The organism is Candidatus Methylospira mobilis, from assembly GCF_009498235.1.
Lineage (GTDB): Bacteria > Pseudomonadota > Gammaproteobacteria > Methylococcales > Methylococcaceae > Methylospira > Methylospira mobilis.
This window is the reverse complement of sequence record NZ_CP044205.1, coordinates 2,770,816-2,793,854: the sequence shown is the minus strand read 5'-3', so window position 1 is coordinate 2,793,854 and position 23,039 is coordinate 2,770,816. Positions and strand designations below refer to the sequence as shown.

At 55.2% G+C, this 23,039-nt stretch carries 22 protein-coding genes and 1 pseudogene; 20 read left to right on the top strand and 3 right to left on the bottom strand.

Annotation, left to right across the window (positions count from 1 at the left end; genetic code table 11):
- The first annotated feature begins 117 nt into the window (after nucleotides 1–117).
- The 3 genes from F6R98_RS12640 to F6R98_RS22065 all read left to right on the top strand — a co-directional run bounded on the left by F6R98_RS12640 (nucleotide 118) and on the right by F6R98_RS22065 (nucleotide 3,684).
- Nucleotides 118–1,212 carry a YHYH protein gene (locus F6R98_RS12640; RefSeq protein WP_194269925.1) on the top strand — a complete coding sequence of 365 codons (1,095 nt, stop codon included), beginning with the start codon at nucleotides 118–120 and terminating at the stop codon, nucleotides 1,210–1,212.
- A 104-nt stretch (nucleotides 1,213–1,316) separates the two neighbouring features.
- Nucleotides 1,317–2,771 carry an ATP-binding protein gene (locus F6R98_RS12635; protein WP_153249331.1) on the top strand — a complete coding sequence of 485 codons (1,455 nt, stop codon included), beginning with the start codon at nucleotides 1,317–1,319 and terminating at the stop codon, nucleotides 2,769–2,771.
- A gap of 709 nt (nucleotides 2,772–3,480) precedes the next feature.
- Nucleotides 3,481–3,684 (top strand): hypothetical protein, encoded by a 204-nt coding sequence (locus F6R98_RS22065; protein ID WP_228124859.1) that lies wholly within the window; start codon nucleotides 3,481–3,483, stop codon nucleotides 3,682–3,684.
- Between the two features lie 104 nt (nucleotides 3,685–3,788).
- Here F6R98_RS22065 and F6R98_RS22810 read toward each other — a convergent pair.
- Nucleotides 3,789–3,950, bottom strand: a pseudogene (locus F6R98_RS22810) (transposase); the annotation flags it as partial.
- 381 nt (nucleotides 3,951–4,331) lie between these two features.
- Here F6R98_RS22810 and F6R98_RS12625 point away from each other — a divergent pair.
- From F6R98_RS12625 to F6R98_RS12605, 5 genes are all read left to right on the top strand, one after another.
- The gene (locus F6R98_RS12625) at nucleotides 4,332–4,808 is read left to right on the top strand and encodes a formate dehydrogenase subunit gamma (RefSeq protein WP_153249329.1); all 477 of its coding nucleotides are present in this window, start codon (nucleotides 4,332–4,334) and stop codon (nucleotides 4,806–4,808) included.
- Complete coding sequence (locus tag F6R98_RS12620; RefSeq protein WP_153249328.1) at nucleotides 4,805–6,358, top strand: formate dehydrogenase beta subunit; 1,554 nt, start codon at nucleotides 4,805–4,807, stop codon at nucleotides 6,356–6,358. The genes F6R98_RS12625 and F6R98_RS12620 overlap by 4 nt, the downstream gene beginning before the upstream one ends.
- A gap of 58 nt (nucleotides 6,359–6,416) precedes the next feature.
- Entirely contained in the window at nucleotides 6,417–9,260 is a 2,844-nt protein-coding gene (fdhF, locus tag F6R98_RS12615; RefSeq protein WP_153249327.1) for a formate dehydrogenase subunit alpha, read from the top strand.
- Between the two features lie 28 nt (nucleotides 9,261–9,288).
- Entirely contained in the window at nucleotides 9,289–10,179 is an 891-nt protein-coding gene (fdhD, locus tag F6R98_RS12610; protein WP_153249326.1) for a formate dehydrogenase accessory sulfurtransferase FdhD, read from the top strand.
- 433 nt (nucleotides 10,180–10,612) lie between these two features.
- Nucleotides 10,613–10,885: a formate dehydrogenase subunit delta gene (locus F6R98_RS12605; RefSeq protein WP_315699062.1), complete on the top strand. Its 273-nt coding sequence runs from the start codon at nucleotides 10,613–10,615 to the stop codon at nucleotides 10,883–10,885.
- 247 nt (nucleotides 10,886–11,132) lie between these two features.
- Here the strand turns inward: F6R98_RS12605 and F6R98_RS12600 are convergent, their stop codons facing one another.
- Together F6R98_RS12600 and F6R98_RS12595 are read right to left on the bottom strand one after the other, a co-directional pair.
- On the bottom strand, nucleotides 11,133–11,540 hold the full coding sequence (locus tag F6R98_RS12600) for a hypothetical protein (RefSeq protein ID WP_153249325.1): 408 nt from the start codon (nucleotides 11,538–11,540) through the stop codon (nucleotides 11,133–11,135).
- 355 nt (nucleotides 11,541–11,895) lie between these two features.
- Nucleotides 11,896–12,135, bottom strand: a complete 240-nt coding sequence (locus F6R98_RS12595; RefSeq protein WP_153249324.1) for a hypothetical protein — start codon at nucleotides 12,133–12,135, stop codon at nucleotides 11,896–11,898.
- A 264-nt stretch (nucleotides 12,136–12,399) separates the two neighbouring features.
- Here F6R98_RS12595 and glyA point away from each other — a divergent pair, with 264 nt between their 5' ends.
- From glyA to truA, 12 genes are read left to right on the top strand one after another with little or no spacing between them, the layout of a single operon-like run.
- A complete protein-coding gene (gene glyA / locus F6R98_RS12590; RefSeq protein WP_153249323.1) occupies nucleotides 12,400–13,656 on the top strand; it encodes a serine hydroxymethyltransferase in 1,257 nt (418 codons plus the stop codon).
- 17 nt (nucleotides 13,657–13,673) lie between these two features.
- The gene (gene nrdR / locus F6R98_RS12585; RefSeq protein WP_153249322.1) at nucleotides 13,674–14,174 is read left to right on the top strand and encodes a transcriptional regulator NrdR; all 501 of its coding nucleotides are present in this window, start codon (nucleotides 13,674–13,676) and stop codon (nucleotides 14,172–14,174) included.
- A gap of 26 nt (nucleotides 14,175–14,200) precedes the next feature.
- Nucleotides 14,201–15,307, top strand: a complete 1,107-nt coding sequence (gene ribD / locus F6R98_RS12580; RefSeq protein ID WP_407079249.1) for a bifunctional diaminohydroxyphosphoribosylaminopyrimidine deaminase/5-amino-6-(5-phosphoribosylamino)uracil reductase RibD — start codon at nucleotides 14,201–14,203, stop codon at nucleotides 15,305–15,307.
- Between the two features lie 7 nt (nucleotides 15,308–15,314).
- Nucleotides 15,315–15,971, top strand: a complete 657-nt coding sequence (locus F6R98_RS12575) for a riboflavin synthase (RefSeq protein ID WP_153249320.1) — start codon at nucleotides 15,315–15,317, stop codon at nucleotides 15,969–15,971.
- A 9-nt stretch (nucleotides 15,972–15,980) separates the two neighbouring features.
- Entirely contained in the window at nucleotides 15,981–17,120 is a 1,140-nt protein-coding gene (gene ribBA, locus F6R98_RS12570) for a bifunctional 3,4-dihydroxy-2-butanone-4-phosphate synthase/GTP cyclohydrolase II (RefSeq protein WP_153249319.1), read from the top strand.
- The gene (gene ribH, locus F6R98_RS12565) at nucleotides 17,121–17,600 is read left to right on the top strand and encodes a 6,7-dimethyl-8-ribityllumazine synthase (protein WP_153249318.1); all 480 of its coding nucleotides are present in this window, start codon (nucleotides 17,121–17,123) and stop codon (nucleotides 17,598–17,600) included.
- Entirely contained in the window at nucleotides 17,597–18,049 is a 453-nt protein-coding gene (gene nusB, locus F6R98_RS12560; RefSeq protein ID WP_153249317.1) for a transcription antitermination factor NusB, read from the top strand. The genes ribH and nusB overlap by 4 nt, the downstream gene beginning before the upstream one ends.
- Nucleotides 18,046–19,014, top strand: a complete 969-nt coding sequence (thiL, locus tag F6R98_RS12555; RefSeq protein ID WP_153249316.1) for a thiamine-phosphate kinase — start codon at nucleotides 18,046–18,048, stop codon at nucleotides 19,012–19,014. Before nusB ends, thiL begins: the two co-directional genes overlap by 4 nt.
- A 29-nt stretch (nucleotides 19,015–19,043) precedes the next feature.
- On the top strand, nucleotides 19,044–19,526 hold the full coding sequence (locus tag F6R98_RS12550; RefSeq protein ID WP_228124858.1) for a phosphatidylglycerophosphatase A family protein: 483 nt from the start codon (nucleotides 19,044–19,046) through the stop codon (nucleotides 19,524–19,526).
- Nucleotides 19,519–20,907 (top strand): replicative DNA helicase, encoded by a 1,389-nt coding sequence (gene dnaB / locus F6R98_RS12545; protein WP_153249315.1) that lies wholly within the window; start codon nucleotides 19,519–19,521, stop codon nucleotides 20,905–20,907. Before F6R98_RS12550 ends, dnaB begins: the two co-directional genes overlap by 8 nt.
- A gap of 1 nt (nucleotide 20,908) precedes the next feature.
- Nucleotides 20,909–21,988 (top strand): alanine racemase, encoded by a 1,080-nt coding sequence (gene alr / locus F6R98_RS12540; protein ID WP_153249314.1) that lies wholly within the window; start codon nucleotides 20,909–20,911, stop codon nucleotides 21,986–21,988.
- 29 nt (nucleotides 21,989–22,017) lie between these two features.
- Nucleotides 22,018–22,818, top strand: coding sequence for a tRNA pseudouridine(38-40) synthase TruA (truA, locus tag F6R98_RS12535; RefSeq protein ID WP_153251054.1), 801 nt, complete (start codon nucleotides 22,018–22,020; stop codon nucleotides 22,816–22,818).
- Nucleotides 22,819–23,039 lie beyond the last annotated feature (221 nt).

Here is a 23,039-nt window from a genome sequence, read left to right as displayed (position 1 = left end):
TCAATCTCCTTATTTTCTCCATGATTTCTGCCATTTTTATGCACAAAGAGGCATTAAGCTTTGTACCGTGGCGCAATGGCGCTGCTTACACTCAATATTAACAAGGAGAATACTTCGATGAGGTACACAGCAATTTATCGCGCACTGATCGCTCTCGGCCTGAGCCTGGATTTCATCGGGTACAGCGCCCAGGTTTTTGCCGCAGGCAGCTCGCCGCCCGCAGTTACGGCCTGGGTAGTTAATAAAAATGGTGTAACCGGCTCCAGCCCTGATGCAACGCTGAACTCGCTTGCTGTTCAGATACCCGCCAACGTGAGCAGCGTTAGTTCGACCGCTAGCAAGGTTTACATACAGACTTCGGGCGTTCCTTCCTACCCCACCGGACCATTTCCAGGTAATCCGGCCTATGCTTCCAATATACAGGCCATCTATGGCATTCCGCTCAATCCGCAACCGAATCTTTCCAATACCTTAACTGAAGTCGGTTTGGGTGCGATCGGCGTTTTTGTCAATGGGGTTGCGATTTTCAGTTATGCGGATGCCTTCAGCTACCAGAATCAGGGGGTTTGGCATCAGGACGCTAATGTTTTTGAAGGGCAAAGCTTTGACACCGCGCCCGGTCACCCTGCGCCGCTACGCAATGCGACCACCGCAGTGAGCGGCTATCTTCCGGGAGAATATCACCATCATCAGAGTCCGACTTCCTTGCGTGAAGAGCTGGGCGATGACGGTACTCATCACTCGCCGATATTGGGGTTCGCTGTGGACGGTTATCCGATTTACGGGCCTTACGGCTACGCCAATCCCAATGGCAGTGGCGGTCTCGTGCGTATTAAGTCCAGTTACAGTTTACGTAATATGAATGATCGGACTAGCTTGGCCGATGGCACTGTGCTGCCTGCTTCTGAAGATGGGCCATCCATTGCATCCGTTGCGCTTGGTTCCTATGCGGAAGATTACGTTTATGTGAAAGATTCAGGTCATCTGGATGAGCATAATGGACGGTTTACGGTAACGCCTGACTATCCAAACGGCACTTATGCTTATTTTACGACTGTAGATGCGAACGGCAAGGGTGTATTCCCCTACTTTTTGGGACCTACCTATTATGGCGTAGTAGCAACACAGAGCAGCACCGCTATACCCGATCACGCCGCCCCGCAAGCTGGGGGGAGCGGCAATGGCGCAGGCGCTTTGCTGCCGCATCATTGATGGCGCCTGCGAAACTTCATCTTGTGAGGGCGGAAGGGATATTCCGGCAAAAATCCGCTGTCCTGATGGTATTGTCGCGGGTTTACGGGTGAAGAAATGAAGCCATGCATTTAAAAATCTGGCATAAATTATTTATTGTCTTTGTATTGCTCGCACTAGTGGTGCTGGGATTGACTGCCGGCTTGATGCACTGGAGTTTTCGACAGGGTTTTTTGGATTATCTCAATGACATGGAGCGTACGCACTTAACTGGGATGGCCAGGCGCGTTGCGCAAGCCTACGATCCGGACAGCGGCTGGGGCAACCTGGTTGATAACCCTGGAGCCTGGTTACGGATTTTGCGTCCAGGGTCTGGGCGGCCGCCGCCCGGACCTGACGGGTTTCCGCCGCCTCCAGCGCCATTTTCAGAGAGAGACGTTCCTCCTCCCGATACACTTAGAATTGGGCCGCGCATCGGTTTGTTTGATGCAAATCGCCGTTTTGTAGCCGGTAATCCGGAAGCTTTGACTAATATTAAAAAGATGGAACCCGTTCAATATGCGGAGATGACTGTGGGTTATCTTGGCATCATGCCCATGATCGAAATCACGGATCGTGTCGATCTGCGTTTTGTAGAACGCCAAAATCAGGCCTGGTTTTTGATAGTCGCTCTGGTGTTGACATTGGCCTTGCTGGCCGCACTGGTCGTTGCTCGCAACCGTACCCGTTTTTTTAGAAAAATGGCGGAAATTGCCAGGCAGCTTGCTGATGGCTACTACGATATGCGAATTCCGGTAACAACCGGGGATGAATTGGGTGAGCTGGCCACGGACTTCAACGCGCTTGCTGATGCGTTGAGTAAAAGCCGCGATGCGCGGCAGCGCTGGTTTGCGGATATTTCTCATGAGTTACGCACGCCGTTGACAATTCTGTACGGAGAATTACAGGCTCTGGAAGATGGGGTGAGGCCTTTCGACGAATCGACGCTCTTGTCTTTGGTGGCAGAGGTACAACGGCTGAGAAAGCTCGTTGACGACCTTTATCAGCTGGCCTTGACGGATCAGGGGGCGCTTAACTATCGAAAATATACCGTCAATGTGGTTGAGCTGGTACAGGATGTGGCCGATTCATTTAGCGTGCGTCTTGCCCGACAGCAGCTCACGCTGGAGGTGGAGTCGCCTGCGAAGGCAATAGAGGTGTCGGCGGATGCGGATCGTCTGGCGCAACTATTCGTTAACCTGATGGAAAATAGTGCGCGCTATACCGATGCGCAGGGTTTGATTCAGATTAGTATTGAGTGCGACGGCCGTCAGGCTCTGATTATTGTACAGGATTCGGCTCCCGGTGTTCCCGATGAGGCGCTGCCGCGCCTGTTCGAGCGTTTGTACCGTGTTGAAGCTTCGCGTAGTCGAGATCATGGTGGTTCCGGGCTGGGGCTTGCCATTTGCCAGAACATCACGGAGGCGCATGGCGGCAGCATCGCGGTAAGCGCATCGGCCTTGGGCGGCCTGAAAGTGGAAGTGCGTTTGCCCGTTCTTGCTTCTACTCAAACATTCTTTGGGGCTGTTCATGATTTTTGAGGAAAATTGTAAAATGGCGGCATGAGAAAGAAATACCCGCGCGATATCTCAGTAAAGAGGCGTTTGAACAAGTCTCCAAGCGCTCCTGGAAAGTGTGCGTAAACGAACGAAACCGCGTACTTTCGATTAGTGCCAAGTATTCCGATCGGTATGGTATCAGCTGAAAACGAGCTGCCAGCGGCGCATGCCGCCCGGTTTTCGATTGTTGTCCCTCGAACCTGCGGCAGATTGCGCAACGTATTGAATATGGAAGTTACAATGGACAACCCTTTACTCTAGCGGTCAAAGAGAAGTTGAGGCAAAGGTGTAGGCGGCCAAGCGCAACGAGCTGCATACTTGCGGTGATGACCCCATCGGTGGATAGCGGAGCTCTCTTACGTCGTCTGGCTGCATAAGTGTCGGTGTTCAGGAAAAACTGCGAGCTTGAACTCGACATCCCTTGGCCGTTCGTCCATTCGGACTTCCTGATGTTATTACTGAATAGATTATGAACAGTCTCTAAGGCCATGGCATACATCTCATGATGGATCATTCCATATTAGTCGTTGACGATGAGCCAAAAATTGCGCGTCTACAGAGTTTGTACGGCATCCAAAATTCATGAATATACTCCGCCGATCTTTCCGTTTTTCTCCAAACACATCCTGCTTACTGTCCCTACCCCGGTTGCAGGGGTACTGCTGGGCGTTGCCGCCACGCATGACCTTCAGTGGCTGGGCGAGCCGGGCAATTTTCTGCATCTGTCGCAGCGCATTTGCAAACGGCATGGAAGAATGTCGTAGCGGTGCAATCCAGTCTGGCGCATGGGCGCGTCGCCGATAGATTTGCCACCCGGTTTCTGGAGGAGGGTATCGGGTTTATCCTGATCACGCAGGTTTTCCGTCGTGTACGGCCAAAAAAGCTGAGTTCCTGAAGAATATCTGGCGCGTGATTCAGTTCATCCCGGAATACCGCGGACGTATTTTCGGCGTACTGGCCGCAGGGACCGCGATAGGCGAATCGGCTACTGCACGCTTTGCATGCATAGCTCTGGCGTTCTTTTTGCTTATCATCCCTGTCTCGCTTGATGGCATCTGCCGATCCACATTGGGGGCAACAAACGCCATTAGGCCAACGTAATTCTCGAATTTTTTCGTAGCCAGAGGCGTCGTTGATTAGTGCTTTAATATTTACGATCATCAATAGTTTCAATCTGTTATGAAAAATAACCCGTATCTTACCTTCTTGTTCCCGCTCAGACCATTTTTCCCTTTAAAAAACGGGTCTTCAAGACCCTGAAACCTATATTGAGCCTGGAACCAAATGCTTGGGTGGTTTTCAATACTCGCGTCCCGGGGCTCGGAGACAGCGGCGGCGAGTTGCAATGCAGGTAGAGTAAACCGGTCTCGATATAGCTAGATAAACCGATAGCAAAATTGTTACAGGACAGCGCGTTTTTTGTTGCGATGAGTTAAAATATAATAAAAGCATGCGCGTGCCTTTGGTCTCTATGCGTGGGAATCGGGCAAAGGGACGTTCCGCGTGATTGGGTATGAAAAATCAATGTTGAACGAGAGCAAAATGAATCACCTGGACTGGGACAAGAGTACGGTTTCAGCCGTTATTGACGGTTTGAAGGACAAGCCTGGCGCGTTGTTGCCGATATTGCACGGTATACAGGACGCTCTGGGATATATTCCATCCGAGAGCGTGCCGTTGATTGCGAAAGCGCTCAATTTGTCCCGTGCGGAAGTCCACGGCGTCATTACCTTCTATCACTATTTCAGGGAAACGCCGCCGGGCAAGCATACGCTGCATATCTGCCGTGCCGAATCCTGCCAGTCCATGGGCGGCGTCGCGTTGCAGTCACACGCGAAAGCGGAGCTGGGTATCGATTTTCATGAAACTACGGCAGATGGCGCTATCAGTCTGGAGCCGGTTTATTGTCTGGGTAATTGCGCCTGTTCGCCGGCGATTGCGATTGACGGCGAGGTTTATGGCCGTGTAAGCGCGGCGCGGTTTGACGAAATAGTCGCTGACGTGAGGACGCAGGCATGACGACAACCATTTATGTACCGTTTGATTCCAGTGCGCTGTCGCTGGGTGCGGAGAAAGTAGCAAAGGCGATTGAGAGCGAAGCGCAGGCGCGCGGTCAAGACATCAAACTGGTGCGCAACGGCTCGCGCGGCCTGTTTTGGCTGGAGCCTTTGGTTGAGGTGGTGACGCCTCAGGGCCGTATGGCTTATGGCCCGGTCAGCACCGCCGATGTCGCCGGTCTTTTCGATGCCGCTTTCCTACGCGGCGGCGCGCATGATTTGGCTCGCGGCCTGACTGATGAAATCCCTTATCTGAAAAACCAGGAGCGTTTGACCAACGCTCGCGTCGGAATTACCGATCCGGTCAGTCTGGAGGATTTTCTGGCGCATGACGGCTATCGCGGACTGAAAAATGCACTGGCGTTGTCTCCGGCGGAGATCGTCAAGCAGGTGACCGATTCCGGATTGCGTGGAAGAGGCGGCGCGGCATTTCCGACCGGCATCAAGTGGAACACCGTGCTCAATGCCGAGTCTAATCAGAAGTACGTGGTTTGCAACGCCGACGAAGGCGATTCCGGGACATTTTCCGATCGCATGATCATGGAGGGCGATCCCTTTGTATTGATCGAAGGCATGACCATCGCCGGGCTGGCGGTTGGTGCGACCCAGGGTTATATTTATTTGCGCGTCGAATATCCGCATGCCGCTAAAAACCTGAATGCAGCCATTGCCGCTGCCTATGCCGCCGGTTATTTGGGTAAGGACATTTGCGGCAGCGGTAAGTCGTTCGGCCTCGAAGTGCGCATAGGCGCGGGCGCTTATGTTTGCGGTGAAGAAACCGCTCTGATGGAAAGTATAGAGGGTAAACGCGGACTGGTGCGTTTCAAGCCGCCGTTGCCCGCCATCCAGGGGCTCTTCGGCAAGCCGACAGTTATCAACAATGTTATTTCGCTGGCGTCGGTACCTATTATTCTGGATAAGGGCGGCGATTATTACCGCGATTTCGGCATGGGCCGTTCGCGCGGAACCCTGCCGATACAACTGGCCGGCAATATCAAGCGAGCCGGTTTGATCGAGAAGGCATTTGGCATTACCTTGCGCGAGCTGCTGTACGATTACGGCGGCGGTTCGGCATCCGGGCGTCCGATCCGCGCGGTGCAGGTGGGTGGACCATTGGGTTCATTCATGCCGGAATCGCAGTTCGATACGCCGCTGGATTACGAGGCTTTCGCAGCGATCTGGGCGGTGCTCGGGCATGGCGGGGTTGTCGTGTTCGACGATACGGTTGATATGGCGCAGATGGCTCGTTACGCACTGGAGTTCTGCGCGGAAGAGTCTTGCGGTAAATGCACGCCTTGCCGTATTGGCTCCACACGCGGCGTCGAGGTGATGGATCATATTATTGCAGGCGAAAACACGGATCAGACGGTCGCGTTGCTGCGCGATCTGAGCGACACGATGCTGAATGCTTCCCTTTGCGCGCTGGGAGGCATGACTCCCTATCCGGTTTTGAGTTCGCTGAACCATTTCCCGGAAGATTTTGGGGTAGTTGGCGGCGAAAAATCGAAGTAATCTAAACATTCATCCACGGATGAACGGCAGGCCTGCAACCAGCACACGAGGTAACACTATGACACTACAACACGAAAAAGACTACGGTACGCCGGCGAGCGCATCCGAAAAAAAGGTGAGCCTGGAAATCGACGGCTTCAACGTGACCGTCCCGGAAGGGACTTCGGTCATGCGAGCGGCGTCCAGTATCGGTATTGATATCCCCAGGCTTTGCGCGACCGACAGTCTGAATCCGTTCGGGTCATGCCGTTTGTGCGTCGTCCAGGTTCAGGGCGGGCGCGGTTATCCGGCTTCCTGCACCACGCCGGTTTACGAAGGCATGAAGGTCGTGACCCAGAACGACAAGCTGGCCCAGGTTCGCCGCGGCATCATGGAACTCTATATTTCCGATCATCCGCTGGATTGTCTGACATGCTCCGCCAATGGCAATTGCGAATTGCAGACCATGGCGGGTACGGTAGGCTTGCGCGATGTGCGTTACGGCTACGAAGGCAGGAATCACCTGAAGTCCGATAAGGATCGCAGTAATCCTTATTTCACCTTCGACCCGAGCAAGTGCATCGTTTGTTCGCGTTGCGTGCGCGCCTGCGAAGAAACGCAGGGTACCTTCGCGCTGACCATAGACGGACGCGGCTTCGATTCGGCGATTTCACCCGGGCAGCATCAGGATTTCATGGATTCTGAATGCGTGTCGTGCGGCGCTTGCGTACAGGCCTGCCCGACAGCGACCCTGATGGAAAACAGCGTGATTGAACATGGGCAGGCCGACCACAGCATCATAACCACCTGCGCCTATTGCGGCGTCGGTTGCTCGTTCCGCGCGGAAATGCAGGGCGCGAAACTGGTGCGCATGGTCCCCGATAAGAACGGCCAGGCCAATCACGGTCATTCCTGCGTAAAGGGACGTTTTGCATTCGGCTACGCGACCCACCCGGATCGCATCACCACGCCGATGATACGCAAGTCCATCAGCGACCCATGGCAGAAAGTGAGCTGGGAAGAAGCCATCAATTATGCCGCTTCCGAATTTAAACGCATCCAGGCCAAATACGGCAAGGATTCAGTCGGCGGCCTGACTTCCAGCCGCTGCACCAACGAAGAAGCCTATCTGGTGCAGAAGCTGATACGCGCGGCGTTCGGCAACAATAATGTCGATACCTGCGCGCGCGTTTGCCACTCTCCGACCGGTTACGGATTGAGCGTGACTTACGGCACGTCGGCAGGAACGCAGACCTTCGATTCGGTGATGCAATCCGATGCGATTATGGTGATCGGTGTGAATCCTACCGACGGCCATCCTGTATTCGGCTCGCTGATGAAGAAGCGTTTGCGACAGGGCGCCAAACTGATCGTCGTGGACCCTCGCGATACGGATCTGGTCAAATCGGCGCATATCAAGGCGGACTATCATCTTAAACTCAAGCCCGGCACCAACGTGGCGATAGTGAATGCATTGGCTCATGTGATTGTGACCGAGGGCTTGGTAAAGGAACAGTTTGTAGCCGAGCGTTGCGATCAGGAGTCATGGGCGAAGTGGAAGGCATTTGTTTCCGAGCAGCGTAATTCTCCGGAAGCCAGCGAGTCCGTTACCGGCGTACCAGCGGAGACAGTGCGCGAGGCGGCGCGTTTATACGCCACCGTGCCGAATGGCGCGATTTACTACGGACTGGGCGTGACCGAGCATAGCCAGGGTTCGACCATGGTTATCGGCATCGCCAACCTGGCGATGGCTACCGGGAATATAGGCCGCGAAGGCGTGGGCGTAAATCCGTTGCGCGGTCAAAACAATGTGCAGGGTTCGTGCGATATGGGCTCCTTTCCGCATGAGTTGCCGGGTTATCGCCATATATCCGATACCGCTACGCGCAGCCTGTTTGAAAGCGCCTGGGGTGTTAAGCTGGACCCAGAGCCGGGTTTGCGTATTCCGAACATGTTCGGCGCCGCGCTGGATGGCAGTTTCAAGGGCTTGTATTGCGAAGGAGAGGATATCGCGCAATCCGATCCGGATACCCAGCATGTCATGGCGGCATTGAAATCGATGGAATGTGTCGTGGTTCAGGATATTTTTCTGAACGAAACTGCGAAATTTGCCCATGTTTTCCTGCCGGGCGCATCCTTTTTGGAGAAGACCGGAACGTTCACCAATGCGGAACGCCGTATTTCTCCGGTGCGCAGGGTAATGCCGCCATTGGCCGGCTATGAGGACTGGGAGGTGACTCAATTGCTGTCCAACGCGCTGGGATATCCGATGAACTACGCCAACACCTCTGAAGTCATGGATGAAATTGCCAGTCTGGTCCCGACCTTCAAAGGCGTCAGTTTCAAGAAGATCGACGAAAAGGGCAGCATACAATGGCCTTGTAATGACGCTACGCCTGAGGGGACGCCAACCATGCATGTGCAGGGGTTTGTGCGCGGCAAGGGGCGCTTCATGCTGACCGAGTTCGTACCGACGCAGGAGCGAGTCAGCAGCAAGTATCCGCTCATATTGACTACCGGACGCATTCTTTCTCAGTACAACGTCGGCGCGCAGACGCGCCGTACTGCAAATACGGCCTGGCATTCCGAGGATCGTCTGGAAATTCATCCGCACGATGCCGAGGATCGTGGTATCAACGATGGCGACTGGGTAGGCATCAAAAGCCGGGCGGGAGAGACTGTATTGCATGCCTTGGTGAGCGAGCGCGTGCAGCCGGGTGTGGTATACACCACGTTCCATTTTCCCGAGTCGGGCGCCAATGTTATTACCACCGATAATTCGGACTGGGCAACCAACTGCCCGGAGTATAAGGTAACGGCGGTACAGGTAACGAAAGTTAATGCGCCTTCCGAATGGCAGAAGGGCTTTCAAGAGTTTAGCGAGCAACAATTGTCGTTCCTGGAGAACGCGACGACCGGTTAGTTGCTGCTGATTGGTCACGAAAAGCAATATGGAGCCGGGGGAAATTCCGGTAGCTCCCGGGTTGTATGGTTACCAGCCGGCTCCTTTACAATGCGCGACGACTAACGAAAACATCAGTTGGCCTGCTCATGGGCAGTATGTGGTGCAGCGCTGGCATCAGGGGCGGGGGTGCGATCCGGTTGTAACGGATGAAATCGCCGAAGAAGTTCCTGTAGCTTTGAGTTATAACGGCCTGTCGCATGTGGTAATGCTTGCAACCCCACTGGATATTGAGGATTTTGCGCTCGGCTTCAGCTTGACCGAAGGTATTGTGCAAGCCGTTGCAGAAGTTTATTCCATTCGGGTGCATCATCGTTCCGATGGTATTGACGTACGGGTAAAGATTCCGGAAGAGCGTTTTGCCTTGCTGCCCGGTAAAGAACGCAATTTGACCGGGCGTACCGGTTGCGGACTCTGCGGTTCGGCAACGTTGCAGCAAGCGGTGCGTCATCCGCAGCCGTTGCCGGCGGGAGGCGTTCAGGTGAGTCATCGAGATCTGCATGACGGATTGGCGGAAATTTCCGGCTGGCAAAAGCTTAATACGCAAACCGGTGCAGTGCATGCGGCTGCATGGCTGGTGCCGGGGCGAGGTATTGTTTATGTCAGGGAGGATGTGGGCCGGCATAATGCGCTGGATAAGCTGATCGGCGTGCTGGCGAGAACCGGCGCTAATAGAAATGAAGGCTATGCGCTGGTGACCAGTCGTGCAAGCTACGAAATGGTGCAGAAATGCGCTGCCGTAGGCATCGGTATGATGGCTGCCATGTCTGCGCCAACCGGCCTGGCTATTCGTCTTGCGCGTGAAACCGGTTTTACCCTGGTGGGGTTTTTACGCGATAAAAGTCACATCGTTTATGCTCATCCGCAGCGATTGCTTTGATTTTTTAATTATTAAGCTACCGTTATATATCAACACGGGAGCAGGCGTTAGCCCGCGATAGAGGTTGATCGCTGGTTAAGGCCCGCTTCTGTAAAATAGCTTCATTCGAAGATTACAATATAGCTATTTTTGATGATGCGTTTTACGCAGAAGGCGCTAAAAGCTGGATAGTGGCTGATTTTTTAAAGTTACCATACACAAATTGCATAGCGAACACCTGGTCTCATCCCATCCGGAGCTCAGGCGGGATTTTGCGAAGCATGTTCGCATCGCCCGGCGCTGTAACGCAGACCTTGGGGCAAGCGGAACGGGCTGGGTGAAAGAGTAAGCATGCGCGGGCGGCGTGGCGCGAACTAGCATGATAAGAGATGATGTTTTCGCCACGGTCGGTTAGGCGATACAGCCGATCAATTCGTCAACGGACACGTTTTTCATGGCGCACGCGGGTTTCATTGAAAAGGTGTTTTTAAATAACAACAAGTTAAGCGGCAGTTTTATGTATATAGAAAACTTGATCAAAATGGCCAACGATATCAGTGCTTTTTTCCAGAGCGAACCTGATCGGGAGTTGGCGGTTGGCGGGGTGCGTGATCATATAAGCAAATTTTGGGATCCGCGTATGCGTAACCAGATCAAGTTATATTATCAGGCAGGCGGGGAAGGGTTGAGCGATTTGGCAAAAGAGGCAATTAATCGCTTGGCATGAAATGAGTTTATTCGGGGAGTGAACGTAACTATTCGCTCCGGGATACGGTCCGCCAGCCCTGTCCGCCCTGAAGCTGTCAAGGAGGTGTTCATGGCAGGCCTCGGTGGCAACAGCCCCAGCTCTTCCCTTATTCAGCAAGCTTCATGCCGGTTGCCCTTTGGAGTTGCCGCGCAAACTGTATTATTTAAGCGTAACCAGCACACTCCGATTAGCTTAATTCGAACAGGCTTGTGCCGGATTGATTTTTTTATGCTTTTATGCTGAAACCGCCGCTGGAGCTGCCGCTTAAAGCGGCCAGCGTTGCCGCGAAGCCGGAATTAATCGCCGTTGTGTTGGCGCTGCTGCTGGTAGCTGCATAACTCCGCCCTACGCCGTTCAGCGATGGGAGGACCGACTGTGCTGCAGCGAGGTTGCCCGCTTTTAATGCTTGCCCTATTTTTGCAAGCGGGCTGTTCGGCGCATTCGTAATCGCTCCGCCCGGATAGGTTGCGGAAAGAGAACCGTATGCCTTTTGAGCTGCCGCCAGATTTCCCGATAACAAGGCTTGCGATAGCGTACCCATGCTTAAGCTGCGTTGCTGACCCGCAGAGCCATGTGAGCTACTGGCTTGTGTCACGCCGTTGATTGCGGCGAAACTATTGACTGCGGCGACCATGATGTATCCCTCCCGTTTTTCAAGCTTGGGTGTGTTGTCCAGGTCACATGCTGCAACTCCATGGTCCCTTACACCCACTGCTTATCTCAATAACCCTTGATGGTTACATCGGCTTTCGGGGGGTGAAACTTTAATGCTGTTTGATATTGTTAAATTATAAAAAATAACTTTAATGTTCTTTATGGAATATAAACTGTGCGGGGCGGGGTCGGGAAAGCTTGCTGCGTTGGCGGTTATAGCGCCCGCGTTGGCTTTATCGAAAGGCGGTTCAGGTGGCTGGACTCTGTGCGGCGTAAGCCGAAGCGCGCGTTATCGGCCGGGGCGGTGTTTTGGCTATCTTTATTGGGAGTCGGGCTTAGACCACCCCGAAAATTCTGCTTGCCAGATTGGGTGTTTTTAATCCTGCAATCAGTTTATCTACAAGCGCTTCGGCGCGCTGTTTTTCTTCCTTGCGCAGTTTCCAATAGCTGCGCTCGTAGGTTTGGTTGAAGCGAGTGATTTCCTTGAGATCATAGGGTTGTTCGAGTGTGTGAAAAAGATTTTGTATTTCGATGAAATCGGAGGATTGGGGTGGTAAAGTTTTATCTTGTGGCATGGTGATAACTCCTGTGATGGGGGTAAACGGTAGCGATATGCCCTTGATCCTTATGGATGTCTGATAGTTAAGCATGTTATATGCCAACTATTCTATCGCATGCAAATCAAGTTATTACCCTTTTTCTGGGGTGGTAAAAGGTGAGATACGTGTGTTTTAACGCGGAATTATGGGGGATATCGCACATTTTCATTTTGCGGGTTCGCTACCCGAATTTAGGTTATAATCCGAGGTCTTTCGTTATTTAAAGTTTTCTGGGTGGCTATGTTCAGCAAAGGTATGGAAATTGCCGGTTTCGACGATGCATTGTGGGCGGCGATTCAAGGTGAAGAGAGGCGGCAGGAAGATCATCTGGAGCTGATTGCCTCGGAAAATTACGCAAGTCCGAGAGTATTGCAGGCTCAAGGCTCGGTACTCACCAACAAATACGCAGAAGGCTACCCTTCAAAACGCTATTACGGCGGCTGCGAGTTTGTCGATGTAGTCGAGGAGCTGGCGATATCGCGCGCCAAAACGCTTTTCTCCGCCGATTATGCCAATGTACAGCCTCATTCCGGTTCCCAGGCCAATGCTGCGGTTTATATGGCGCTGTTGAATCCGGGAGATACCGTGCTGGGTATGAGTCTGGCGCACGGCGGTCATTTGACGCATGGCGCCAAGGTCAACTTCTCCGGCAAGATTTATAACGCCGTGCAATACGGATTAAATCCAGACAGCGGCGAGATCGACTACGAGCAAGTAGCCGCGCTGGCGCGCGAGCATCGTCCGAAAATGATAATCGCCGGTTTTTCAGCTTACTCGCGTATAGTCGATTGGCTGCGTTTTCGCGAGATTGCCGACGAGGCAGGCGCATATCTGATGGTAGATATGGCGCATGTCGCCGGTTTGGTGGCTGCCGGAGTTTATCCTAACCCGGTGCAGATCGCCGACGTCACCACAACGACGACTCATAAAACCCTGCGCGGTCCACGTGGCGGTTTGATTCTCGCCAAAGCGGATCCGGAACTGGAAAAGAAGCTGAGTTCGACAATATTTCCCGGTATTCAAGGCGGCCCGCTGATGCATGTGATTGCCGCAAAGGCCGTGGCTCTACTGGAAGCTTTGCAGCCTGAATTCAGGCATTATCAACAGAGCGTGGTTGATAATGCCAGGGCAATGGCTTCCGCACTTATTGCGCGCGGCTATAAAATAGTTTCGGGTGGTACGGATAATCATTTGTTTTTACTGGATTTGGTAGATAAAGGCATAACCGGAAAACTGGCTGACGAAAAGCTGGGCCTTGCAAATATCACCGTCAATAAGAACGCCGTGCCCAACGACCCGCAATCCCCGTTCGTGACCAGCGGTATTCGTATCGGCACGCCGGCGGTTACGACGCGCGGATTTGGTATTGACGAATGTATTGAGCTTGGCGGCTGGATCTGCGATGTGCTGGATAGCCCTGAGAACGATGAGTCGATTGCGCATGTCAAGCATAATGTAATAGAGCTTTGCCGCCGTTTTCCGGTTTATCCCGGATAAGGATAAGGCGCTTCGACATGCGATGTCCCTTTTGCGGCGCTCAGGATACCCGGGTTGTTGATTCCCGGCTTTCCCAGGAAGGCGACAATGTGCGCAGGCGCCGCGCCTGCAGCGAATGCAACGAACGCTTCACCACGTTTGAGGTCGCGGAGCTGAGTCTGCCCCGCATTGTTAAAAGCAACGGCAATCGCGAGCCTTTCCGTGAGGATAAACTGCGTGGCGGCATGCTGCGCGCGCTCGAAAAACGCCCGGTCGGAAGCGACCAGATCGAGGCCGCCATCAATCGTATCAAAAAGCGCCTGCGCACCAGCGGAGAACGCGAAATTCCTTCGCACTTTGTCGGTGAGAGCGTGATGAGAGAGTTGAGCCGGCTTGATCATGTCGCCTATGTCCGCTTCGCTTCCGTATACAGAAGCTTTCAGGATGTTAACGAATTCCGCACCGTAATCGATAATCTCGAAAAACAGCCGGTCGATGTATTGCAGCCGCAGATCGATACGGATGATTTTTCCGCGTAACAAGCCAGTATCGGGGCAGGTTTATTTTGAATAAGCAGGATGCCGTTTTCATGGCGCACGCGCTGCGTTTGGCGGAACAGGCGCTGAACCTGACGCACCCGAATCCGCGCGTGGGTTGCGTGCTGGCGCGTGACGGCATTCTCGTCGGAGAGGGCTGGCATCAGCGTTCGGGTGGCGGGCCGCATGCGGAGGTTTACGCGTTAAAGCAGGCTGGAAATGCGGCGCGAGGTGCAACCGCCTATGTCACGCTGGAACCTTGCAGTCATTATGGCAAGACCCCGCCGTGCGCCGACGCGCTGATTGCTGCGGGCGTGAGCCGCGTGGTCGCTGCGATGCAGGACCCCAACCCGCTGGTTGCCGGAAAAGGGATGCGGAAGCTGGCGCAAGCCGGTATCGAAACGGCGTTGGGCCTGCTCGGCGCGGAGGCCGAGCGCCTGAATCGCGGTTATTGCAGACGCATGCGTAGCGGTCGTCCGTGGCTATTCAGCAAAATTGCAATGAGCCTGGACGGACGCACCGCACTGGCTTCCGGCGAGAGCAAATGGATCAGCAGCGAGGCTTCCCGTCATGACGTGCAACGGCTGCGTGCCTCGTGCGCAGCCGTATTGACCGGCGTCGATACGGTTCTGGCCGACGATCCCGCGCTGACGGTGCGTTTGCCCGGTTTGCTGGAGCGTAGCCGCGCGCCGGATCGAGTCGTGCTCGATACGCAGTTGCGTTTTCCGGTTGATGCTCAAATGCTGAAGCTGCCGGGACGCACGCTGATTTACACGGGCGAGCAGGCCGATATGTCGCGAGTGCGGAGTCTGGAGGCGGCCGGAGCCGACGTGGTTCCATTGCCTTTGAGCGGCTCGGGCCGCCTTGATTTGGCTTTTGTCGCGGATGAACTGGGCCGCGCCGGTTTTAACGAGGTGATGATAGAAGCGGGCGCGACCCTGAACGGCGCGTTGCTGCAGGCCGGATTAATAGACGAATGGGTTATTTATCAAGCTCCTTGCGCGCTGGGAGACAGCGGGCGCGGCATTTTCAGTTTACCGGAACTTGCCCGCATGTCGGAGCGCCCTGAATTCAAATTTGTCGACTTTCGCTTTGTCGGCCCCGATATCCGCTTAAGACTACAGCCGGAGAAATAACAAAACCATGTTCACAGGTATTATTCAAGCTGTCGGACGTCTCGCCGGAATGGATTCGACAGGCGGCGATAGCCGTCTGACCATAGAAACCGGTTTGTTGCCGTTAAACGATGCGAAGCTGGGCGACAGTATTGCGGTAAACGGCGTCTGTTTGACGGCGGTAGCGCTGGGTGCGCAATACTTCGCCGCCGATGTCTCGCGCGAAACGCTGAGCTGTACGACGCTGGGCGAGTGGAAGCCGGGGCAGGCGGTTAATCTCGAACTGGCGTTGACGCCGTCGACACGACTCGGCGGTCATATCGTCAGCGGTCATGTGGACGGCGTAGGCGAAGTGCTGACGCGCAGCAGCGATGCCCGTTCGGTGCGTTTTGTGCTGGCGGCGCCCGCATCGCTGGCGCGCTACCTTGCCGCCAAGGGTTCGATTTGCGTGGATGGCGTCAGTCTCACAGTGAATGGCGTGAACGGCAACCGGTTCGAGCTGAATATTGTGCCGCATACCCTGGCCGAGACGACGCTGGCAGCATTGCTGCCCGGACAGCGCGTCAATCTAGAAGTCGATCTGCTGGCGCGTTATCTGGAACGTCTGGTTTTGGGCGAGCAGGCTGCGATACCGAAAAGCGGCATTACAGAATCATTACTGGCGGAAGCCGGATTCAAGGAATAGATAAAGCATATGGCGTTAAGTACTATAGAAGAAATTATCGGAGACCTGCGCCAGGGTAAAATGGTGGTCATCATGGACGATGAGGGCAGAGAAAACGAAGGCGATCTGGTCATGGCCGCGACGCATGCGCGCGCAGAAGATATTAACTTCATGGCGCGCTATGGCCGCGGCCTGATCTGTCTGACGCTGACTCGCGAGCGTTGCCAACAATTGCGCCTGCCTTTGATGGTCAACGAAAATAAAACGCCGCACTCGACCAACTTCACGGTATCCATAGAGGCAGCCAGCGGCGTGACCACCGGCATTTCCGCCGCGGACCGCGCCTGCACCATACAGGCGGCGGTTGCGCAGCAGGCGAAAGCGGACGATCTGGTTCAGCCCGGCCATGTGTTCCCGCTGATGGCGCAGCCCGGCGGCGTGCTGAACCGTGCCGGACATACCGAGGCCGGTTGCGACCTGGCGCGTCTGGCCGGTCTCGAACCGGCGGCGGTCATTGTTGAAATACTGAACGACGACGGCACGATGGCGCGCCGGCCCGACCTCGAGGTCTTTGCCGAACAGCATGGACTGAAGATGGGGACCATAGCCGATTTGATCCACTATCGCACACAGCATGAGAAAACGGTCGAGCGTATCTGTTCATGCGATTACCCGACCGAGTTCGGGCGTTTTCGTCTGCATGCCTATCAGGATCAAATCGAAAACAAGCTGCATCTGGCGTTGACCATGGGCGCGATCAGCGACGGCGAGCCGGTGCTGGTGCGCGTTCATGGACGCAACCTGTTGAGCGACCTGCTGGGCTCCCAGCGCGACGCCGTGGGGTTGCCCTTGCGCACGGCGCTGCAAAAAATCGCCAGAGAAGGCCGTGGCGTCCTGGTGGTTATTCGTAACAGCGAAGATGCGCATTCGCTGGTTGAGCGCATCCACCGCTACAGCATGCAGGATCGAGGTATCGACGTCGATACGGAAACGGAGGGCGGCGACGACTGGCGCACTACCGGCACCGGCGCACAGATATTGGCCGATCTGGGCGTGACCAAGCTGCGGATATTGGGCGCGGGAGCTCCGAAAAAATATTTGGGATTATCAGGGTACGACCTGGAAGTGGTCGAGTATGTCCACTGTGACGGTCTAAAAGGAGAACAATAAATGTCGAAAATAAAGGTTTATCAAGGCGGAATGACGATCGCCTCCGCGCGGTTTTGTCTTGTCGTCGCGCGCTTTAACAGTTTTATTGTCGATCATCTGGAAAGCGGCGCGATTGACGCGCTGCAGCGCCATGGCGCGCAGGATGAGGATATCGGCATCGTGCGCGTGCCGGGCGCTTATGAATTGCCGCTGGCGGTACAGAAGGTGGCTGCAGGACAGCGCTATGACGCCATTATTGCACTGGGCGCGGTCATACGCGGCGCTACCCCGCATTTCGATTACGTAGCCGGCGAATGCGTCAAAGGTATCAGCAGTCTTTCGCTGAAGCACCAGATTCCGGTGAGCTTCGGCGTATTGACGGTGGATAATCTGGAACAGGCGATAGAGCGCGCCGGCACCAAGGCCGGCAACAAGGGTGCCGAAGCGGCATTGACAGCGGTTGAAATGGTTAATTTGCTGCGTGAGCTGGATAAGGCATGAGCCAGGCGCAGGCGCGTACCCTCGCTCGCAAATGCGCCTTGCAGGCCATGTATCAATGGCAGTTGACCGGTTACGATCTTGTTGAAATAGAAAGGCAGTTTGTCGAGGAGCACGGTCTCGGCAAAGCGGAAGTGGAGTATTTTAAAACTTTATTGCACGGTATTCCGGCACGCGTTGATGAAATCGACGCCAGCGCGGCTGAATTTGTCGACAGACCCCTGAAGGAAATCGACCCGGTCGAGCGCGCCATATTGCGTGTATCCGGCTACGAACTGCTGTTTATGCCGGAGATACCGTATCGCGTGGTATTGAACGAAGGCGTTAACCTGGCGAAGTCGTTCGGCGCCAGCCAGGGCCATAGATTTATCAACGGCATACTCGATAAAATCGCCCATAAGTATCGCAGCGTCGAGATTGCGGCGGCAAAAAACGGAAGCCTTCGGCCTTGAACGATACCGCGCTCGGCGAGTTCGATTTGATTCGACGCTATTTTACAGCGGGCGCTCACCGGCACACGAGAACCTCGTTGGGCATAGGAGACGACTGCGCCATCCTCAGGCCTCAACCCGGATTCGATTTAGCGGTAACCGTGGATACGCTGGTGGAAGGCGTGCATTTTCTGGCGGGAACCGATGCCGAACGCCTGGGACACAAGGCGTTGGCGGTTAATCTCAGCGATCTGGCGGCGATGGGCGCGCAACCGGCCTGGGTGACGCTGGCGCTGACTTTGCCACATGTCGACGAGGCGTGGTTGTCCGCTTTTTCCTCGGGGTTTCTGGCGTTGGCAAAGCGCAGTGATGTCGAGTTGGTCGGCGGCGATACCACGCGCGGTCCGCTGTCGATCACGGTGCAGGCCATGGGATATGTCGAAGCGGACAAAGCGTTGCGGCGTTCCGGAGCCAAAGCAGGCGATGCGGTTTATGTAACCGGTAGTGTAGGCTTGGCGGGAGTAGGACTCAAATCGTTACTCGGGTACTACGACGGCGTAGCGTCTGAAGCGATAAAGCAACTGGAGCAACCGGAAGCGCGCGTACAGGCCGGACGTGAATTGCTGGGATTTGCGCACGCCTGTATCGATGTGTCCGACGGCCTCAGCGCTGATTTGGGTCATATTCTCGATGCAAGCAAAGTCGGCGCGGCGCTGGATTGGGAGGCGTTGCCGCTGCACGACGAGGTGCGGCAATACATTGCTCGAACCGGCGACTGGCTGCCGCCTTTGGTTGCGGGCGATGATTATGAATTGTGCTTCACCATGCCGCCGCAACATGAGCCGCAATTAGCGGCGGCGCTGGCCGCTGTCGGAACCGGGTTTACGCGTATCGGCATGATCGAATCCGAACCGGGGTTAAGATTGCTGCGCAACGGCCAATTACAGCAGTTGCCGGTTAGCGGTTACCAGCATTTCCGCAAATGAGCAGGGTAAAAAATAAACGAATTCCAGTGATGCCAAGTCAAGTGTTACGGTGTCCGGCCTGCTTTCTGGCATTCGGTTTCGGTTCCGGTTTGAGTCCCTGGGGGCCCGGCACGATGGGTACGCTGGTCGCCATCCCTATGTTTCTGCTGGCAGCGCCGCTGCCGGTGCCGTATTACCTGGGAGCGACCGCATTGCTGTTTGCCGCCGGTGTCTGGCTGTGCGGGCGTTGCGAAAAAAAACTGGGGGTTTCGGATCATTCCGGCATGGTATGGGATGAGTTCGTCGGTTTTTTCATCACCATGACCGCAACTCAGCCGACGCTGCTTAATATCGCTCTGGGTTTTATCTTTTTCCGGCTATTCGATATCCTGAAACCATGGCCGATAACGTGGTTCGACCGTAAGGTTCATGGCGGTTTCGGCGTAATGTTCGACGATGTAATCGCTGGATTGTATGCGTGGTGTGTTTTGCAAGGATTGTTTGCACTAGGTATCGTATCGATTAATGGTTGACGAAAACCGCTACAACGACGCCCAGCTTGACGGGCTGAAAGTTCCACCCTATTCGGTGCATGCCGAACAGTCGGTATTGGGCGGCTTGATGCTCGATAACCAGACCTGGGATACGGTTGCCGATCGCGTGGGCGAGCAGGATTTTTATCGCCGCGATCATCAGTTGATTTTCCGTGCAATCAGCACGCTGGCGGAAAGACAATCGCCGTTCGATGTGGTGACGCTGGCCGAGGTGCTGGAAAAAATCGGCAGTCTGGACGATGCCGGAGGGCTGGCCTATCTGGGGGCAATGGCGCGCGATACGCCGAGCGCGGCCAATATCGCCGCTTATGCCGATATCGTGCGCGAGCGTTCGGTGTTGCGGCAATTGATACATGTCGGCGCGGAAATAGCCGACTCCGCTTATTTCCCCGAGGGCAAAGAGCTGCCGCAATTGCTGGAGGCGGCCGAGCAGCGCGTATTCCAGATTGCCGATCAGCGCCGCAAGGGCGACACCGGCTTCAAGCCGATCAAAAACCTGCTGGCCGTCGCCATAGATCGCATCGAAACGCTGTTTCACAAGGAAGGCCATATCACCGGCGTCAGCACCGGGTTTAACGATTTCGACGATATGACTTCCGGCATGCAGCCGTCCGATCTGGTCATCGTTGCCGGCCGTCCGTCGATGGGCAAAACCACGTTCGCGATGAATATCGCCGAACATGTAGCCATCAAGGAACAGGTGCCGGTCGCGGTATTCAGCATGGAAATGCCGGGCGAGCAGCTGGCGATGCGCATGATGTCCTCGCTGGGCCGTATCGACCAGCATCGCGTCCGCACCGGCAAACTGGAGGACGACGAATGGCCACGCATGACTTCGGCGATCAGCATTCTGGCGGAAACGCGTATGTTTATCGACGATACCGCTGCGCTGTCGCCGCTCGAGGTGCGCGCGCGCTGCCGCCGTCTGGCGCGCGAACATGGCCAACTGGGACTGGTAGTGCTGGACTACCTGCAACTGATGCAAGGGTCGGGCGGCGGGGAAAATCGCGTCTCGGAAATCTCGGAAATATCCCGGTCGCTGAAAGCGCTGGCGAAAGAACTCAATGTCCCGGTGATTGCGCTTTCGCAGCTTAACCGCAATCTGGAACAGCGCCCGAACAAGCGTCCGGTGCCGTCGGATCTGCGCGAATCCGGCTCCATCGAGCAGGACGCCGACCTGATCGTCTTTATCTACCGCGATGAAGTGTATAACCCCGATAGCCCGGACAAGGGTACGGCGGAAATCATTATCGCCAAGCAGCGTAACGGCCCGATCGGCACCACGCGGCTGACCTTTCTGGGACAATACACCCGCTTCGAGAACTTTGTTTCCGATCCTTACGCGAACGACGGATACTGACATGGTGATGGCAGCGCATGCCGTTGTCGACCGGACGGCATTACAACATAACCTGAAAGTGGTGCGCGCCATCACGCCGCATTCCAAAATCATGGCGGTGGTGAAGGCCAACGCCTACGGTCATGGCCTGGTGAGAGTAGCAAAGGCCATGGCGCAGGCCGATGCTTTCGCGGTAGCGCGCGCCGATGAGGGTGTGACTCTGCGCAAGGCCGGTGTGTCGCAACGCATAGCCGTGTTGCAGGGATTTGTCAGCGGCGAAGAGCTTCGTTTGTTGATGCACTACCAGCTGGAACCGGTAGTGCATTCATTGCATCAGGTCGAGTGTTTGGAGCAAATCCGGCTTAGCGAGCCGGTTACCATCTGGCTCAAGCTCGATTCCGGCATGCATCGCCTCGGGTTCGACCGGGAAACTTTTTCACCGGTTCTGGCGCGTTTGCGGCATTGTTCCGCAGTGCGTAAACCTTTTGCGCTGATGACGCATCTGGCCAATGCCGATGTGCTGGATGATCCGGTAACCGAACAGCAAACCGGATTTTTCCGCATAGCGATGGATGGCGTACAGGCCGAACGCAGCATTGCGAACTCTGCCGGCGTTCTGGGCTGGAAAAACACGCAGGCCGAATGGGTCAGGCCTGGGTTGGCGCTCTATGGCATTTCACCTTTTGGCGCGTCCGATAGCATAACAAGTATGGATCTACGCCCTGCAATGGCGTTGCGCACGCGTTTAATAGCGGTTAAATTGCTGGAAACCGGCGCCGCAGTGGGTTACGGCGGCGATTGGGTGTGCCGGCGTCCGACACGTCTTGGCGTTGCGGCTATCGGTTATGGCGACGGTTATCCGCGCCATGCGCCGTCGGGAACGCCGGTTCTGATCAATGGCCATCGCGCGCCGCTGGCCGGGCGCGTGTCGATGGATATGATCAGTGTCGATGTGACCGACTGCCCGCGCGCGGAAGTAGGCGATCCTGTCACGCTGTGGGGCGACGGCTTGCCGGTGGAAGAAGTTGCCCGTTTCGCCCAGACCATACCATATGAGTTGCTGTGCGGCGTGACGCAACGCGTGCGTTTTGTCGAGATTTAGCGGGCAAGCTTGTGTCGCAGCGTATCGCGATGGGGATTGAATACGACGGTCATGCCTTCGCCGGCTGGCAGACGCAGCATCAACAGCGCACGGTACAGAGCTGTCTGGAACATGCGGTCAGCCGCGTGGCGGCGCACCTGGTTCCGGTGGTATGCGCCGGACGTACCGATGCGGGCGTGCATGCGCTGGAGCAGGTAGTGCATTTCGATCCCCCCCTGTTCCGCGAACAGCGTTCCTGGCTGATGGGCGTCAACGCCAACCTGCCCGACGATGTACGCGCGCTGTGGGTGCGCCCGGTCGATGCGTCGTTTCATGCCCGCACCAGCGCCATAGCGCGTTTTTACCGCTATGCAATACTCGACCGGCCGGTAAGGTCGGCTTTGTTGCGGCATCAGCTTACCTGGAGTTATCGCCCCATGGATGTGCCGGCCATGCAGGCCGGGGCCGATCATTTGATCGGCGATCACGATTTTACCTCGTTTCGCGCGCAGGGCTGCCAGTCCAGAAGTCCACGGCGCATGCTGCATTTCATTCGGGTTACACGTGTCGGCAGTCAAATCGAAATCGATATTTCCGCCAACGCCTTTCTGCATCACATGGTCAGAAATATAGCCGGCGTATTGATGGCGATAGGCTCAGGTCAGCGCGAGCCGGATTGGGCAAGAGAGGTATTGATAGCCCGCGACCGTAATCAGGGCGGCGTTACCGCGCCTCCTGACGGTTTGTATCTGGCCGGCGTTTATTACCCAGCAGTCTTCGGTATCCCCAGGCATCCGGTGTTCGAGCTGTTGCCGCCCGGCGTCGATCGCTATCGTCCTGGGGAAAACTGATGAGAGCGTAGTTCGCAGCCACGGTGCTCAAGTTTTGAAACAGCGAAATAATGGCTTTTATATAATGGCGTCTTTTATAATTTTAGGTATTGGTGATCGATATTAAAGAGGCAAAGATGACGGCGACCGCGATGCTATAGAGATACGCGATCAGTTGTAATTCCTCTCAAGACTGTCTCATTATTTGTGAGATGTCAGGCTTTTCCCGTCGCGTCTCAGTA

Excerpts from the sequence above, each read along its gene's own strand:
- F6R98_RS12605 (WP_315699062.1), top strand. The coding sequence starts at position 10,613 with ATGGCGCACGCGGGTTTCATTGAAAAGGTGTTTTTAAATAACAACAAG.
- ribH (WP_153249318.1), top strand. The coding sequence starts at position 17,121 with ATGTCGAAAATAAAGGTTTATCAAGGCGGAATGACGATCGCCTCCGCG.
- alr (WP_153249314.1), top strand. The coding sequence starts at position 20,909 with ATGGTGATGGCAGCGCATGCCGTTGTCGACCGGACGGCATTACAACAT.
- F6R98_RS12550 (WP_228124858.1), top strand. The coding sequence starts at position 19,044 with ATGCCAAGTCAAGTGTTACGGTGTCCGGCCTGCTTTCTGGCATTCGGT.
- glyA (WP_153249323.1), top strand. The coding sequence starts at position 12,400 with ATGTTCAGCAAAGGTATGGAAATTGCCGGTTTCGACGATGCATTGTGG.
- F6R98_RS12575 (WP_153249320.1), top strand. The coding sequence starts at position 15,315 with ATGTTCACAGGTATTATTCAAGCTGTCGGACGTCTCGCCGGAATGGAT.
- nusB (WP_153249317.1), top strand. The coding sequence starts at position 17,597 with ATGAGCCAGGCGCAGGCGCGTACCCTCGCTCGCAAATGCGCCTTGCAG.
- F6R98_RS12600 (WP_153249325.1), bottom strand. The coding sequence starts at position 11,540 with ATGGTCGCCGCAGTCAATAGTTTCGCCGCAATCAACGGCGTGACACAA.
- ribBA (WP_153249319.1), top strand. The coding sequence starts at position 15,981 with ATGGCGTTAAGTACTATAGAAGAAATTATCGGAGACCTGCGCCAGGGT.
- F6R98_RS12640 (WP_194269925.1), top strand. The coding sequence starts at position 118 with ATGAGGTACACAGCAATTTATCGCGCACTGATCGCTCTCGGCCTGAGC.
- nrdR (WP_153249322.1), top strand. The coding sequence starts at position 13,674 with ATGCGATGTCCCTTTTGCGGCGCTCAGGATACCCGGGTTGTTGATTCC.
- fdhF (WP_153249327.1), top strand. The coding sequence starts at position 6,417 with ATGACACTACAACACGAAAAAGACTACGGTACGCCGGCGAGCGCATCC.
- F6R98_RS12595 (WP_153249324.1), bottom strand. The coding sequence starts at position 12,135 with ATGCCACAAGATAAAACTTTACCACCCCAATCCTCCGATTTCATCGAA.
- F6R98_RS12620 (WP_153249328.1), top strand. The coding sequence starts at position 4,805 with ATGACGACAACCATTTATGTACCGTTTGATTCCAGTGCGCTGTCGCTG.
- fdhD (WP_153249326.1), top strand. The coding sequence starts at position 9,289 with ATGGAGCCGGGGGAAATTCCGGTAGCTCCCGGGTTGTATGGTTACCAG.
- dnaB (WP_153249315.1), top strand. The coding sequence starts at position 19,519 with ATGGTTGACGAAAACCGCTACAACGACGCCCAGCTTGACGGGCTGAAA.
- truA (WP_153251054.1), top strand. The coding sequence starts at position 22,018 with ATGGGGATTGAATACGACGGTCATGCCTTCGCCGGCTGGCAGACGCAG.
- F6R98_RS12635 (WP_153249331.1), top strand. The coding sequence starts at position 1,317 with ATGCATTTAAAAATCTGGCATAAATTATTTATTGTCTTTGTATTGCTC.
- F6R98_RS12625 (WP_153249329.1), top strand. The coding sequence starts at position 4,332 with ATGAATCACCTGGACTGGGACAAGAGTACGGTTTCAGCCGTTATTGAC.